Origin of the sequence: Pseudomonas asplenii (assembly GCF_900105475.1) — a bacterium.
GTDB lineage: Bacteria > Pseudomonadota > Gammaproteobacteria > Pseudomonadales > Pseudomonadaceae > Aquipseudomonas > Aquipseudomonas asplenii.
Window position 1 is genome coordinate 4,793,104 of sequence record NZ_LT629777.1, and the last position, 15,027, is coordinate 4,808,130.

A 15,027-nucleotide genomic window follows, 5' to 3' on the forward strand; every position below is an offset into this window, starting at 1 on the left:
TCGTTGACCGCGCGGGGATCAGTCCAGAAGTTCTGGTCTATGCGCGAGCGCGGTCATGAGTTGTGAAAGGTTATCGGCAAGGGTAAGAATCTGCTGGCCCTGCGCTTCATCCTGTTCGCTTTCGCGTTGCGAGCTGGGGCGCACGCAGCTGATGCTTCCGACTACTTTGCCGTCTCCATCGAATATGGGCGCCGCCAGGCCGAAGACGCCGGCATCCACTTCGCTGGAACTCAACACATACCCCTGGCGGCGTAAGCGTTGGAGCGAGCGTCTGAACTGCTCCCACGTCTTGCCAAGGTTGCTGGAGGCAACGTCATCCGGATTTTCCAGAAACAGCTGGCTCTGGTGTCGCGACCCCATATTGGCGAGGATCGCTTTTGAGGTGGCCCCCATGAATAACGGTCTTGGGGAGCCTCGTGAATAGCTCACCTGGCTGGACAGATTGCCGCTTTGATGGACGCAGACCACTTGATCCTTGAACAGCCGACAAACCAACCACGCTTGCTCGTCCCCCCATTGCGGGAAGGTCGACTCCAGTGAGTGTGCGGCACGAACCAGCGGATCACTGACGCGCAGCTGGCGATCCCAGGTGATGATTCTGGCGCCGAGCGCGTAGCGTCCGGCCTCTACCTGAAACAGCAAGTTGGCATCGGCCAGTTCGCGGACATAACGGTAGGCAGTGGAGCGTGTGAACGCTAGCGCATTAGCCATCCCATCGACCGTCCAGATGGGATGGTGCTCGGTGAACAGATCGAGGATTCGCAGCATCCGCTCCAGACTGGAGCCTTTGCTATCGATCAGGTTCTCAGGGGTGTCTTCGGAATCAAACGGTCTTTGCATGTTAACGCTCGTCTACAATACTGTTGCGCAGGATACCAATGCGCTCGATTTCGATTTCGACGATATCTCCCGGCTTCATCCAGACCGGTGGCTCACGGAATGCGCCAACGCCACCTGTGGTGCCGCTGACAATGACGTCTCCAGGCGCCAGTTCAGTGAACGCGGTGCAATACTCGATCAACCTGCGTACGTCGAAAATCATGTCGCTGGTGCGCGTGTGTTGCATCGCTTCGCCGTTCAGGCGAGTTGTCAGTTCCAGATCCTGCGGATCGACGATTTCATCACTGGTGACCATCCACGGTCCAAAGCCGCCGGTGGACGGGAAGTTTTTACCTGGAACGAACTGGATGGTGTGCTTCTGCCAATCTCGTACGCTGCCGTCGTTGTAGCAGGCATAGCCGGCGACATAGTCCAGAGCGTTCTGCGCCTTGACGTGGCGAGCCGTCTTGCCAATCACGACGGCCAGCTCACCTTCGAAGTCAAGCTTGTGAGAAACGATTGGGCGAACGATGGGCTGCAGATGTGCGGTCTGGCTGTCGGCAAAGCGGGTGAAAATCATCGGGTAGATCGGCGTGTCCCGGCCAGTCTCGCGCATGTGGGTGGCGTAGTTGATCCCGATGCAGAGCACTTTCCCGGGGTTGGCAATAACCGGCAGAAAGGTGATTTCACTCAATGCCAGGCGGGGTAGGTCCTTCAGCGCATCAGCACCCAGTTCGCTGAGTTGATTGCGGGCGATGGCTTCTTTCAGGTCTGCGCCCAAGTGAAGCTTGAGTGACTCCAGGTCAATGACGTGCTCACCTTCAACAACGCCATAACTGGAACGGTCTTGGTAAACGAAGCTTGCGATTTTCATGAGTATGCCTTGGGTTGCATCATGGATGAGGAACAGACTGTGGCGTTGCGTGCTGTTGCTGATTTAGGGGGGCAAGTCGGAACAGGGTAATTGCGCTCAGCGCGATGAGCCCTGGGATCAACGCAGCGCTGAGGATCTCGGTCAAAACCCAGCCGGCTGCCAGCATCATGCCTCCGCAAACGGGCCCTGCAATGGAACCCACTCGCCCGATACCCAGTGTCCAACCGATGCCTGTGGAGCGTATTTCCTGCGGATACAACTCGACGGCCAACGCGTTAAGACCTGCCTGTGCGCCTTGCACCAAAATGCCCATCACCCACACGTACCTCTTATTGTTTTTATTGTCTGGCGCAGGAAGGTGCCGTTGACTGAGATCAATCTATTACGAGGAAAAAATCCTGTAAAGAGAAAATACACCAAAATCCCAAAATGCAGGAAATATGTGTTTTTGGCTCATTGCACTCATCCCCGCGTGGGTGCTCCAGGTGAGATATCAGGCCTGCCTCCTACCAAGGCGTGAGCAACTGAATGCGACTTTCAGGGGGAAAGGGAGGGGGCAGCGTGATCGTTGTGCAGCGTTGTCGCTTTCAGGCAAGGCTGTCTCTCTGGGGAAAGATTCCGTACCCATCAAGTGCATACAGTTGAATGGCATCGGAGCTGCACGCTCCATCGCTCATAATTCAAACAATAGAGCTCATCATGAAAAAGCCATTCGCAACCACCAGTCTTGCGCTAACGATATTCGCCGCTTCAACCTCGCCGGCTTTCGCTGTTACGCCGTCGGTCAACGAACCCTCAGGTCTCAACCTTGGCGGAACCAGCTTTTACGACGGCTTTGCCGGTCAACCTGGGTTAAGCCATCTGGTCTATCTGAAGTATGACTCTGCCCAGTCATTCCTGGGTGCCAAGGGCAAACAGAACCCTGCGCTTGACGACCCGAAACTGACAGTCACCACGCTGATAAACCAGTTCAGCTACTACTCACCAAACACTATCGGCATGGGCGCTCATCTGGGCTGGAGTCTGCTTGTCCCCATGGTTTCACTTGATGCCGACATGGGACCGGCCGGTGCGCAACTCAAGGACAATGGTGCCGGGATGGGCGATATGACCACCGGGCCCCAGATTCAATTTGACCCGATAGTCGATCAGCACGGCCGTCCGGTGTATTCACAAAGATTTGCCGTAGACATGATCTTGCCTACCGGAAAATACGACGAACATAAGGATTTCAACCAGGGTTCCAATTTTTACTCTATCAATCCCTACTGGGCTGCGACGGTAATGCCTGCACCCCGTTGGGAGGTGAGCTGGCGCCTGCACTATCTCTATAACTTCCGAAATGATAAGCCCGCCAGCAGTGGGCCTCTCGATTACCGAGGGCAGTCAGTCGATGATACTCAGGCGGGGCAAGCAGCCTGGGCGAACTTCGCCGCTTCCTATGAAATATTTCCCAAGGTTTCTGTGGGACTTAATGGCTTTTACTTCAAACAAATCTCTGATGACCGTGTGAATGGTCATCGCCTGGAGGACTCGCGTGAACGTGTCCTCGGTCTAGGTCCGGGCGTATTCTGGAAAATCAGCGAAGAGCAAGGTCTCTGGTTCAACGTTTATCACGAATCCGCTGTTGAAAACCGAGCCAAGAATGATTTCTCCGTACAAGTACGTTTTGCTCACGCCCTTTGAAGTGTCTGAGGTATCGCGATAATGCAAGCAATCCAAAAAGTGGACAGCAAGGGTACATTACTCTCGCTCTGCCTGATTATGGTGGTTTCACTGGGCACGTTGCAGATTCAACCGATGCTTGGAGGGGCCTTTGTTGATCAACTCGGCCTCTCTTTGAATGAAATCGGGCCTGTCTTTGCCTCCGAGTTAATTGCGATGGCATTTGCCTGTGGCGCCAGCGCTATGCTGATGCCACGCATTAATCGACAGTGTTACGCCCTCATGGCCATTGTGCTTATGATCATCAGTAATATTGCAAGTTGCTATGCCAACCGCTTTGTTGAACTGGTAGTGCTGCGCCTTTGTGCGGGCCTCGGCGGAGGGGCGGCAATGGCCGTGGTATATGCCAGTGCCGCACTCAGGTCATCCAAGGATGCAACATTCGCGGTCATCAATATCGGTAACCTGATCTGGGGCGTGTTGCTGGTCTCCAGCATGCCGCTGGTCCTGGGGCACGGCGGGGTTGCTTCATGCTTTCTGCTGTTGGGTGTCGCTAGTGTCATTGCTGCTTTTGGCATTCGTCGAATTCCTGCGCGGTTTGCCGGGGCAGTGGCAGGTAACCAGCAGCAGGTAGCCCGCATAGGCTTGACTTCCATACTGCTTATCAGTCTGTTCGCTTTGCTATTTTTTGGTCACTCCGCGCTGTGGGTGTATCAGGAGCGCATTGGAAAAAGTATCGGGTTGGCACCGGAGCAAATTGGCGCAATTTTGGGCGCCAGCGTGCTGGCAGGTGCCGTGGGCGCTGGTTTGGCGGGCCTGATCAAGCGGCGGCTAGGGCTGTTGTTTCCTCAACTTTTCGGGTTTGGGACTGCACTGATCGCGACACTGATGATGGTCTACGGTACGAGCGCCTTGTCTTTCGCCTTGACGGCAGGGCTGATCCATCTTGTCTGGTTCTTTTGCCTGCCCTATCTGTTGTCGATGGCCGCAGAACTGGACCCCAGTGGCCGACTGGCCGGGCTAGGCAATGCTGCAATTTTCGTAGGACAGGGATTGGGACCTTTCGCTGCAGCTCTGGTGGTGGGAACCGGGGACTTTCGTGCCGTGGGGTGGCTGGCGGCAGGAGCGTATGTGGTTGCGCTGATCACAGCGGTCACGATGGTGGCGTCCTTCAATCGAGGACAACGGTACCTGCCAGCGAGAGTGCTGGAAGTCGACTGCGCATAGTTGTCACCCGTGTGGCTGCACTTGAGCATTTACACGTGCATGCCTTACGGAAAACCGAATCAAAAACATTAATTTATGTCTGGTTCAGTCTGCACGCTTTGTCTGGACCGCGAAATGCATCATTAGAGGTATATGATGACCGCTCAATTTCCCAAAATTCCTGAATTCTCTGGTGCGCTTTATTACCCGAGCCGCGCCGAAGTCGATGTTTTCGATCTGGAAATCGAGGGCAGTTTGCCTGCGGACATCAAAGGGGCGTTTTATCAAGTTTCCCCGGATCCGCAATATCCGCCAATGCTGGGTGAGGATATTTTTTTCAATGGCGATGGCCTGGTCAGTGCGTTCTTCTTTGAAAACGGTAGAGTTTCTCTGCGTCGCCGCTATGTAAAAACCGACCGTTTGATGGCGCAGCGACGTGAAGGGCGTTCGCTCAACGGTATCTACCGCAACGTGCATACCAATGACTCTAAAGCGGCGAAGAACAACACTACAGCCAATACCACGGTGCTCATGTACAACGGCGTGTTATTGGCCATGAAGGAGGATGCGCTTCCCTACGCCATGGACCCGATAACCCTGGAGACGCTCGGTGTTCATGACTTCGATGCACAAATCAAAGCGCAGACATTCACCGCACACCCTAAAGTAGATCCGGTGACGGGTAATCTGTTGGCATTCAGCTATGAAGCCAAAGGCGACGGCTCACCCGATCTGGCTTACTTTGAACTCGCCCCAGACGGCACGTTGCAACACGAAATATGGTTTCAGGCACCTTACGCAGCCATGGTTCATGACTTTGCCGTGACCGAGCACCATGTGGTGTTTCCCCTTATCCCGCTGACTGTCGATGTTGAGCGGATGCAGCGCGGTGGACAGCACTTTGAATGGCAGCCCGATCTTCCTCAGCTTTTCGCGATCGTCCCGCGCCGGGGGAGCAGCAGCGACGTACACTGGTTCAAGGGGCCGGCCAACGGTTTCCAGGGGCATACCCTCAATGCCTTTGAAGAGAACGGACTGATCCATGTCGATATGCCGGTTACCAGCGGCAATATCTTCTATTTCTTCCCTCAGGCAGACGGGTTCGTTCCCTCACCGGAAACGCTGAACTCGCAGATGATGCGGTGGAGCTTCGACTTGAGCGCGGACTCTGACGAGGTAGAACCCTTTGCGTTAAGTGAGTTTCGCTGCGAATTTCCTCGTTGCGATGACCGATTTGTCGGCCGCCCCTATGAACATGGTTTTGTAATCGCCTTCGATCCCGAAAAGCCTTACAACGCCGCCAACGGTCCGATGCCCTTTCAGTTTTTCAATCTGCTGACTCACATGAACGTCCGTACCGGGGAGAGCGAGAGCTGGTTTGCGGGAGACAGCGAGTGCTTCCAGGAGCCTATCTTCGTGCCACGTTCTGCCGATGCGCCTGAAGGCGATGGCTACGTCATGGCGTTGTTAAACCACATCGCGGTGCACTCCACGGAACTGGTGGTACTCGACAGCTTGAACATGGCCGCGGGGCCCATCGCTCGGATCAAACTCCCGCTGCGCATGCGCATGTCCTTGCATGGCTCCTGGGCCGCGACACAGTAGAGCGGACAGGTACGCAGATTCCTTCGATCCCCATGCAAGTGGCCGGCGGGGTTGTCCAGTCACAGACTGGACAACTGCGATCCATTCAGCGGTTGGCTAACAATCAATGGCCACTACACCCGTTGTGACGGTGGTAGACTCGGAGTAGGAGGCCTTTGGCCTCCCTACAATAAGAGAAGGTCGTCTTATGAGCGCATTGTCCTGTGTAAGTACTGATCAGTTTGGACGATCAGATAGACTGACGAAGTGGCAGGAATTCATGAGCATTCATGTCGGACGAACGCCCGAGTCCGTACGACGCCTTGAGTTGACCAGCTTTCAGCCATTGGAGGGTGCGCCCTTTGCCGGACGCTTGGAGTATGGCGATCTGGGCGATTTGCACTTCTGTCGAATGGTGAGTACACCTCATCGATTTTCCCGCCGCCTCAACGCGCCAGTCACACCGAGTGAAGCACCGTGGCTATTGATTCTTCAAATGCGCGGCATCAGCCATTTCAGCCAGGGAACTCGCAGCCATAGCGTGTCTGCCGATGAACTCATGCTGATTGACAGCGGCAAGCCGTTTGAGGTGACCAGTCCCAATGGCTGTGAATATCTGATGTTATTGTGTAGTGGCCTGACAGGGGATGTTGCCATGCCGTCCGACCTTCACCTGAATAATCGGGCAGGTCTTGGAAAAATGTTGCACCATCTGATCACCGATGCTTATAGCCATTACCCATTACTTAACGCCCGCTCGTCTCATTCTATCGGGCAGAGTATTACGGCGCTGGTCGAAAACCTGATAGAAAAAAGCGTCGCGGCCCCGAAACTCGAACACGATTTCCGATACTTCAAGAAGCATCGGATCAAAAGCTTCATCGAAGACCGTCTGGCTGAGCCAGAATTGACTCTTGAGCAAATAGCCACATTTGAAGGGTGCTCAATACGCACGCTCCATCGCCTTTTTGAAGATGAGCTGGGCTGCAGTCTGAGCGAATACATCTGGCAACGAAGGCTCACACGCTGCGCAGAGGATCTTCGCAATCCTGATCTGTCTGATCAGTCGATTACTGATGTGGCCTTGTCATGGGGTTTTGTCAGCAGCTCTCATTTCAGTCGAGCGTTCAAGGCCTCGTTTGGCATGACCCCACGGTTGTTCCGGGAAACCAGTTGAGGTAAGGAAAAATATCAAGCGAGGAGGGCTGGTCTGCTCAACCGGACAACCCAGTCAGGGCGAATCAAAAATAAAGTAAAATACTTTATTGACTAAAATATATTATCGGATAATTATTTCTGGGCATCTGCTCGCATGCAGAGTCATTTCCAGGGTTATCCCGATGAGTCATAAAACCCCGTCCTCACTCGCGACGCTATACGTCGAGGCCAACGAATCGTCAATCTCCACCGGAGTGGCACCTGTGCTGATGCAGGGGTTCCCCGCCGAGCCGAAACATCGGGTTACGTGGCACAACTGGATGCGTGCGCCCTTCAATCAGTGGGGCTTCCGTCACCTCGCTCGCTTGCGCCCCAGTATTGATGTGGCGGCGGGTCCAGGGCCTGCCTGTCCGCTCAAGGAGGCGCCCACAGCGCTGGATCAGCTGTTTTTCGACAGCGAATGTGGGCTGAGCATCAGCGTTATCGAGCACCTTGTCGCCAGCCAGACCGACGCCTTCCTGGTGATGCAGGGCGACACGGTGTTATTCGAACGCTACTTCAATGGCCAACTCGCCAGCGACCGGCACATCATGTTTTCGGTGACCAAGTCGTTGATCGGTACATTGGGCGAACAACTGGTTTCCAATGGCGTGCTCAAACCCGAACTGCCAGCGGCGTACTACGTTCCAGAACTGGCGGGCAGCGCGTTTGGCGATGCCACCGTGCGCCAGTTGTTCGACATGGCGGTGGGTATCGACTACAGCGAGGTGTATGACGATCCCAATTCAGAAAGCTCGCAGTATGGTTATGCCTGTGGTTTTCAACCTGCCCCGGCGCAATACGCCCAGTTCGATTCGTTGTACCAATACTTGCCGTCTCTCAAGAAGCGCGGCCGCCACGGTGGTTTTTTCCATTATGTGACAGCCACCACCGAAGCATTGGCGTGGGTCATGGAGCGCGCCTCGGGTAAGGCGTGCAGCCAAATGCTCGAGGCGATCTGGGGTCGCTTGGGTTGTGACCGCGACGGCTATTTCATGGCCGATCCTTGGGGTCGTAACGTTGCCGGGGCAGGTTTCAGTGCCACCTTGAGAGACATGGCGCGTTTCGGTCGCCTACTGGCAAATGACGGTCGTCACGACGGGGTCGAGTTGCTGTCTCCCGATACCGTGGCCCGTATCGCCGCAGGTTCAGACCCGGCTGTCTACGCGCAAAACGCGGAGTTCTCCAGCTGGACACCGGGGGCGTCCTATTGCAGCCAGTGGTACGTGTTCAACGACCACAGCCAAGCCCTGATGGCCGGTGGGATTCACGGCCAGTACCTGTTCATCGACAAACCGTCCGACGTGGTGATCGTCAAGCAATCATCACTCACCGATGCGGTCAGCCCGTTCGATAACGACAGCGTGCGCATGCTGCGCGCGATCGCCGCGCACCTGAGTGACTGAGCCACGCCCAACAACAAGAGTCATGCGTTCTATTCACCTGGCTTGCCCAGGTGTTGGCGGCGCCCTGCGTCGCCATTCACTGCCCTGTAACAACAATAATTTCACAGGAGCTTCGTATGGTTTTCAGCAAGCGTTTTCCCCGAGCGCTGTTAGCGCTCGGCTTACCCTTGACCACCCCCGTGGCGCTGGCGGGCTACACCTTTGAGGACGGCAACCTCAAGGGTGAAGTCAATCTCACGGTGGGCGGGGCGACGCTGTTTACCCGTGGCGTCAACTTCGGCAGCGGCCAGGTTGATGCACGCAGCGGTAAAAACGGCGGCGCCAGGATCAACTGGCAAGAGGTCTACCTGAAGCCGGGAGTCAAACTTGAGTACGCGCTGCAACCGGATTTCAGCCTGTTGGCGGGCGGCTCCCTGGTGGCTGCGAGCACGTTCGGCGATGGCGATGCGGGTGGCTTCACTCGCAGCTCCGACGGCAAGGCCGCAGCCGAAGAACTCTACGGCGGTTTTCGCGCCGGCGAATGGAAACTCACCGCCGGCCGCCAGAACTACATGATCGGTACGGGGTTCATCGTCATGGACGGTAACCTTGACCAGCACAAGGATGGGGCTTACTGGCTCGGCCCGCGAACTGCCTTCAAGGATTCGGCGATCCTGGCCTGGGATCATGGCGCGCTGAAGTCTCAGGCCTTCACCTTGCGCACCGATGATGACTTGGGCGATTTCCGCATGACCGGCGTCAACCTGGATTACAACCTCGATGACCAGGTAACGCTGGGGGCGATGGCCATGAAAGTCAACGCCCTCGGCCCCAGAGGCAGCACGCTTCCGCGCCGCCGCGACGGGATGCAGGTGTACAACCTGCGGGCGCTGAACGCCAAGGTTCCCGGTTTGGAAGCGCTGACGCTGAATGGCGAATACGCGCTGGAGCGCGGCAGCGGCGAGGGCGTCGACTACGATGCCAACGCCTGGTACGCCCAGGCCGACTATGCGTTCGGCAGCGTGCCGCTGACGCCGGTCCTCGGCTACCGCTACGCGAGTTTTTCCGGTGATAGCAACCTCACCGATAACCGCCAGAAAGCCTGGGACCCGCTGAGTAAAGGCTTCGTCGACTGGAGCACATGGCTGGTCGGCGACGTGGTCGGCAACTACCTGCTGTTCAACAGCAACGAAAACGTCCAGCAGTTCTCCCTCAAGACCCACCTCAACGAAACCCTGACCCTCGGCGCGATTCACTACCAGTTCTGGCTGGACGAAAAAAACTACATGGGCGCACCGGTCAGCGATCGGCGTTTTGCTGACGAAAGTGTGGTTTTCCTCGACTGGACACCCACACCGTCGTTCTACACCTCGCTGTCCTATAACTGGGTCAAGCCACTGGCAGCCGCCAAACAGGTTTTCGGCAATGACCAGAAGTTCAGTGCGCTGGAACTGTATTTCACCTATCGCTATTAAGTGCTGCGAGCCATCGCGGCCGCGCTGGAGTGTGTTGATCATGAACAGATTTTTGCGTAACACCTTACTGGGTAGTCTCGCATCGTTGCTCATCAGTGGTTTTTGCCTGGCTGAAGAGCGCACCGTACGCATCTACAACTGGATCGAATACCTGCCACCCGAGGTGCTCAAGAGTTTCCAGGAAGAAACCGGCATTCGTCCGATTTATGACGTGTTCGATAGCGCCGAAACCATGGAGTCCAAGCTGCTGACGGGCAACTCCGGGTATGACGTGGTGTTCCCCGGAAGCGCCAACCTGGGGCACTTGATTACGGCCGGCGCCGTGCAGCCGCTGGACCGTAAGCAGTTGCCGAACTGGCAGCACCTGGACCCGCAGTTCATGCAATCCCTGGAAGCCGTGGGTGACACCGGCAACCGCTACGCCGCACCTTACCTGTGGGGCACCACGCTGATCGGCTACAACGTCGACAAGGTGCGCAAAGCCCTGGGCCCTGATGTGCAGATGAACAGCTGGGACATCATCTTCAAAGAAGAAAACCTCGCCAAGCTTGCCAGCTGCGGCGTCGGCTTCCTCGACGCCGGCAACGAGATCCTGCCGATTGCCTTGCACTACAAGGGTCTTGACCCCAATAGCCAGAAGCGCGAGGACTATGCGCAGGCCCAGGCCTTGATGATGAAGATTCGCCCTTACATCACCTACTTCAACTCGTCGCGCTACGGCATGGACCTGGCCAACGGTGATATCTGCCTGGGCGTGGGCTGGTCCGGTGGTGTCGCACTGGCCACGCGACTGGCAGATGCCGCCGGCAAGGGCGTCAAGGTCGAGATGGCACTGCCCAAGGAAGGCGCACCGATGTGGGCGGACGTGATGATGATCCCGGCCAATGCGCCCGATAATGCCGAGGCCCATGCGTTCATCAATTACATCCTGCGCCCGGATGTGATTGCCCGCATCAGCAACAAAATCGGCTATCCCAATCCGAACAAGGACGCCACCGCGCTGGTGGACGCCAGCATCCGCAACAACCCCAACATGTATGTGCCGGACGAAGCGCGCAAGACCCTGTTCGCCCTGGAGCCGGTCCCGGCCGCCGCGGAGCGTATCCGGACCCGTACCTGGACGGCCATCAAGAGCAACCGTTGATCAGTAGGGCCCGGTGCATGCGCGCCGGGCTTGGAGTTTGCCATGACTGAACGGATGGATATTGTCCCCGACTTGCAGTGGGTGCTGACCCTTCGCGTCGCGATAGGGCCAGGTTTGATGCTGGGCGCCAGCGTTGAAGGCCTGCGTTGCAACTACCCGATTGTGGGCGGGGATTTCGATGGCGTCGGTATCAGAGGCCAGGTCCTGGCGGGCGGAGAAGATTGTTTTCTTTTGCGCCAGGACGGCATCGGTCAACTGGATGCCCGCTATAGCCTGAGGACCGACGCAGGCGAGGTGATCAACATCCGTAACAGGGGTGTGCTGACCATGACTGAGTACGGACGCCAGCTGGAGCGCGACGGCCAATGGCCGATTCCTGAGGAGGAGTACCGTTGCACCTGCACGCCGATATTCCACGTGCCCCAGGGGCGGTTGGACTGGCTCACCCGTTCAAGTTTTATCGGCCTGGTGCATTACCCGTGCGCCGACCAGGTGGTGATTCGTTGCTATCGCTTTTATTGAGGCCCGACCTTGCAAGCTGTCAGGCCTGCATGCCGTAGAACAGCAGCTCGGTGATACGCCTGACCTGAGTGGAGTGCGCGTCGATATCCGGGTGTTCCTGGTTCACCAGCCTGAACAGCTGCAGGTGCGAATAGTCGTTCAACAGGAACGCGGCCAATTCCACATCGAGTTGTGGGCGCAGCTTGCCGGCCCGTTGCAATTCCCGCAGCAGCTCGCTGATTTCGGCCCTGAGCGCATCGTTCATGGCGCGATAGCCAGCAGGCAGTTCATTATTGCCGCCGAACAGGATAAGCGGCAGCAGTTCACGCCACAGGCTGGGGTGCATGACTTCTAATGCATAGCCGGTAAGAAGACGTTCGAGGTGGCAGAGCGCCTCAACCGGGTCGTCTATTTCGTGGATCCGGCTGCGGGCGTCGGTGATCGCGCGTTGATCGGCGTGGTGCAGGATTTCCAGGATGATTTCCTGCTTGTTGCCGAAGTACTTGAACACCGTCGGTGGCGACACGCCGGCCTGGCTGGCGATCTGTTCGATGGTGGTGTTCTGGAAACCCTGGCGCTCAAACAGCTCGACCGCAGCCTTGCTGATCGCTTGGCGCCGTTCGGCTTTTTGACGTTCGCGCAGTCCGCTCACAGGAGATCCTTTTTCACGAGTAAAAAGAAGGGCGTGCGTCGCCCCGATATCCCTGCAAAATACTTAAATGGGTAAAACCTTTAAAGCACTATTTGCAATTTCAGGAGCTAACCGCTGATGCGGCCGCACGCATCCCCAGCAAATAACTGTCCACTCCGAATCCGCAGATCTGGCCTTTGACAATCTCGGCAAACACCGACTGATGGCGGAACGCTTCGCGAGCGTGGATGTTGGACATGTGCAGTTCCACTACCGGCACCGTCAGAATCGCCAGGGCATCGCTGATGCCGTAGCTGTAGTGAGTCCAGGCACCGGCGTTGATCAGCGCGTAATAGAACGAACCGGTGCCCGCGATGATGAATCCGATGACCAGCGGCGTAGTGATTCCGGAAAGATTGGCGCCGATGATGGTGCTGGCATCAACAGCCCGGCGTTGCGCGCGAGGCTCGCTAGACCACATGACAGGCAGCAGCATCGACCGATGGTTTCCCATGGCTTGCCAATGGGTTAAGTTTTATGAATTGGTACTCGGAGCAAATACATGACCTCAGTCGACCGTGCAGTGCTTGAAGACCTGGCCCCAGAAGGCGTGCTGCGTGCCGCGATTAATTTCGGCAACCCGGTTTTGGCTCAACAGGGGCAGGGAGGTGCGCCTCAAGGCGTATCGGTGGAATTGGCCAAGGCGTTGGCTCGGGAGCTGAACGTGCAGCTGGAAATGGTCACCTTCGACGCCGCCGGCAAAGTGTTTGCCGCGCTGGAGGAGGGCGTATGGAACGTGGCGTTTCTAGCCATCGAACCGGTTCGCGAAGAGCAGATCGCGTTCAGTGCCCCTTACGTCATTATCGAGGGGACTTATCTGGTGGCCGCTGATTCGCCGTACCAGCATGTTCGAGATCTCGACCGATCCGGGGTCAGCATTGCCGTGGGCAAAGGCGCCGCGTATGACCTGTTTCTATCTCGCACACTCAAGCATGCGCAGCTCGAACGCGCGGCAACATCGGCGGCTGCCGTCGATCTGTACATCGAACAGTCTCTGGATGCGGCAGCAGGAGTCAGGCAGCCGCTGGAGGAGGTTGCCGCCAACAACCCCGCCTATCGCGTACTGGAAAGCGCTTTTACTTCAATCCGGCAGGCAATGGCCGTTCCTCGAGTTCGTGAAGCAGGGGCGGCCTATGTGCGCGATTTCGTCGAACGCAAAAAGGCCGAGGGTTTTGTTCGTGCAGCCCTGGATGATAACGGCCAGACGGATGTGACGGTTGCGCCGTTGGCATGAGACAAACAGCGGCGAGCCCCGCCTGAGTGGCTGAGCGTGTTTCGCACAGCCGGGGCCAAAAGCCCGGGCTGTCTCCTAAGTTGACGTCACGGCGGTGGCATCGCACCTGATGCCTGACCTGCGCAAGTTTGGCTACCTGGATGGGAGCGGCCAAGTTGAGCAACAGACTGGGCTCAAGAGTCTGCGCCCTGACAGCAGTAGTGTCGCACAAGCACCGAACGGCTAAAGCGAGCCTCTGAACACTGCGCTGGCGGTTCTTTTGAAGTACACCGAGAGTCGCTGGCTGTGTTTATTTGCGAGGCTTTCTGCCACGGCCGAGCAATCAGCCTGCACATGATTTTCCGGTATCACATGCCGTCGTCAGGCTGCTCGGTTCGCGTCTGCTTTGCGTCTAATTTCAACGTTTGTGCGAAAGCTGTGTCGCTAAGGGGATCCGGGGAGCTGAATTCCAGGGTCGAAATTGTGGGGGCTACTGTAAGGCCCGGGGCGCGTGGCTTGGAGCATTTGTCTGCTTGGTGTTGCAGGTCTTTGGGGGCTTCAGGGTGCGTGTATTTCCGATGGAAACTGCGACTCGTTGAGCGTTGAAAATACGGAAAGTGTCCTGATTATGGGGTTCGCCGTGCGCACAGGAAGGTGTCCGCATTAGATGCAAAAAACCTGGAGGCGTTGGATTTACTGGCTTACAGGGGGCGTTTGGGAAATCCCCCAGATTACTCGAGTGTCCAGATAGCGCAGAAAACCGGAGCAACGGTTCAAACGAGCGTTTATTGACGAGACCCAATGGAATCAAGAGTTTTCGGGAAGCGCTCGGAGGCATAAGTGTCCGCATTTCTACGGTTTGCTGGCGTTTGGAAGTAACCCCGAGACGCTGGAGGCCTTGTGGGCTGGGGGCTGCGGGGGGATCAGGGGCAGGAGTGTCCGGGATTCGCGACGGCTACACCAGAAGCGGTGATACGTTTGCGAAAGGAATAGAATCGTCTACTCCATTGATTTATATAGACTTCTAATCATCTATTTGCAAATTATTGGAATATGCCTGGTGTGTTTCTACAGTTTTTAGCAAATCTCGTAGACGTTTCTCCGCCTTAATGAAATTTCCGATTGGCGTTTCTATCCGTTTCTGAACAGGTACGGGGGCCCTTGGGGATTCCGAAACCTGGTCAGCCTCTTCTGTCTTCATGTAGGTTCGACGTGTCGCCACCCTTCAAAAATGAAGCTCACGACGCCCGTAGCCCCTTAATACCCGAACGAC

At 56.6% G+C, this 15,027-nt stretch carries 13 protein-coding genes; 9 read left to right on the top strand and 4 right to left on the bottom strand.

Going from position 1 to position 15,027, the window contains the following annotated elements; all coding sequences use genetic code 11:
* Nucleotides 1–18 precede the first annotated feature (18 nt).
* Together BLU37_RS21200 and BLU37_RS21205 are read right to left on the bottom strand one after the other, a co-directional pair.
* On the bottom strand, nucleotides 19–840 hold the full coding sequence (locus BLU37_RS21200; protein ID WP_019362346.1) for an IclR family transcriptional regulator: 822 nt from the start codon (nucleotides 838–840) through the stop codon (nucleotides 19–21).
* 1 nt (nucleotide 841) lies between these two features.
* Complete coding sequence (locus tag BLU37_RS21205; RefSeq protein ID WP_090208576.1) at nucleotides 842–1,693, bottom strand: fumarylacetoacetate hydrolase family protein; 852 nt, start codon at nucleotides 1,691–1,693, stop codon at nucleotides 842–844.
* A 699-nt stretch (nucleotides 1,694–2,392) separates the two neighbouring features.
* On the opposite strand from BLU37_RS21205, the gene BLU37_RS21215 reads away from it, so the two are divergent.
* The 8 genes from BLU37_RS21215 (at nucleotide 2,393) to BLU37_RS21250 (ending at nucleotide 11,871) form a co-directional block, all read left to right on the top strand.
* Nucleotides 2,393–3,379 (top strand): SphA family protein, encoded by a 987-nt coding sequence (locus tag BLU37_RS21215; RefSeq protein WP_408003616.1) that lies wholly within the window; start codon nucleotides 2,393–2,395, stop codon nucleotides 3,377–3,379.
* A gap of 21 nt (nucleotides 3,380–3,400) precedes the next feature.
* On the top strand, nucleotides 3,401–4,585 hold the full coding sequence (locus tag BLU37_RS21220) for an MFS transporter (protein WP_090208582.1): 1,185 nt from the start codon (nucleotides 3,401–3,403) through the stop codon (nucleotides 4,583–4,585).
* 135 nt (nucleotides 4,586–4,720) lie between these two features.
* On the top strand, nucleotides 4,721–6,169 hold the full coding sequence (locus BLU37_RS21225) for a carotenoid oxygenase family protein (protein WP_090208585.1): 1,449 nt from the start codon (nucleotides 4,721–4,723) through the stop codon (nucleotides 6,167–6,169).
* Between the two features lie 187 nt (nucleotides 6,170–6,356).
* Nucleotides 6,357–7,325: a helix-turn-helix domain-containing protein gene (locus tag BLU37_RS21230; protein ID WP_172833042.1), complete on the top strand. Its 969-nt coding sequence runs from the start codon at nucleotides 6,357–6,359 to the stop codon at nucleotides 7,323–7,325.
* A 163-nt stretch (nucleotides 7,326–7,488) separates the two neighbouring features.
* Entirely contained in the window at nucleotides 7,489–8,751 is a 1,263-nt protein-coding gene (locus tag BLU37_RS21235) for a serine hydrolase domain-containing protein (RefSeq protein ID WP_090208591.1), read from the top strand.
* Between the two features lie 116 nt (nucleotides 8,752–8,867).
* Entirely contained in the window at nucleotides 8,868–10,205 is a 1,338-nt protein-coding gene (locus BLU37_RS21240) for an alginate export family protein (RefSeq protein ID WP_090208593.1), read from the top strand.
* A gap of 40 nt (nucleotides 10,206–10,245) precedes the next feature.
* Nucleotides 10,246–11,349 (top strand): polyamine ABC transporter substrate-binding protein, encoded by a 1,104-nt coding sequence (locus BLU37_RS21245; RefSeq protein WP_090208596.1) that lies wholly within the window; start codon nucleotides 10,246–10,248, stop codon nucleotides 11,347–11,349.
* A 42-nt stretch (nucleotides 11,350–11,391) separates the two neighbouring features.
* Nucleotides 11,392–11,871: a DUF3237 domain-containing protein gene (locus BLU37_RS21250; protein WP_090208599.1), complete on the top strand. Its 480-nt coding sequence runs from the start codon at nucleotides 11,392–11,394 to the stop codon at nucleotides 11,869–11,871.
* Nucleotides 11,872–11,890: 19 nt separating this feature from the next.
* Here the strand turns inward: BLU37_RS21250 and BLU37_RS21255 are convergent, their stop codons facing one another.
* Entirely contained in the window at nucleotides 11,891–12,502 is a 612-nt protein-coding gene (locus BLU37_RS21255; protein ID WP_090208601.1) for a TetR/AcrR family transcriptional regulator, read from the bottom strand.
* 100 nt (nucleotides 12,503–12,602) lie between these two features.
* Nucleotides 12,603–12,977, bottom strand: a complete 375-nt coding sequence (locus BLU37_RS29535) for a type II 3-dehydroquinate dehydratase (RefSeq protein WP_232000366.1) — start codon at nucleotides 12,975–12,977, stop codon at nucleotides 12,603–12,605.
* 66 nt (nucleotides 12,978–13,043) lie between these two features.
* Between BLU37_RS29535 and BLU37_RS21265 the strand changes: the two genes are divergently transcribed.
* Nucleotides 13,044–13,775, top strand: a complete 732-nt coding sequence (locus BLU37_RS21265; protein ID WP_090208604.1) for a transporter substrate-binding domain-containing protein — start codon at nucleotides 13,044–13,046, stop codon at nucleotides 13,773–13,775.
* The last annotated feature ends 1,252 nt before the right edge of the window (nucleotides 13,776–15,027 follow it).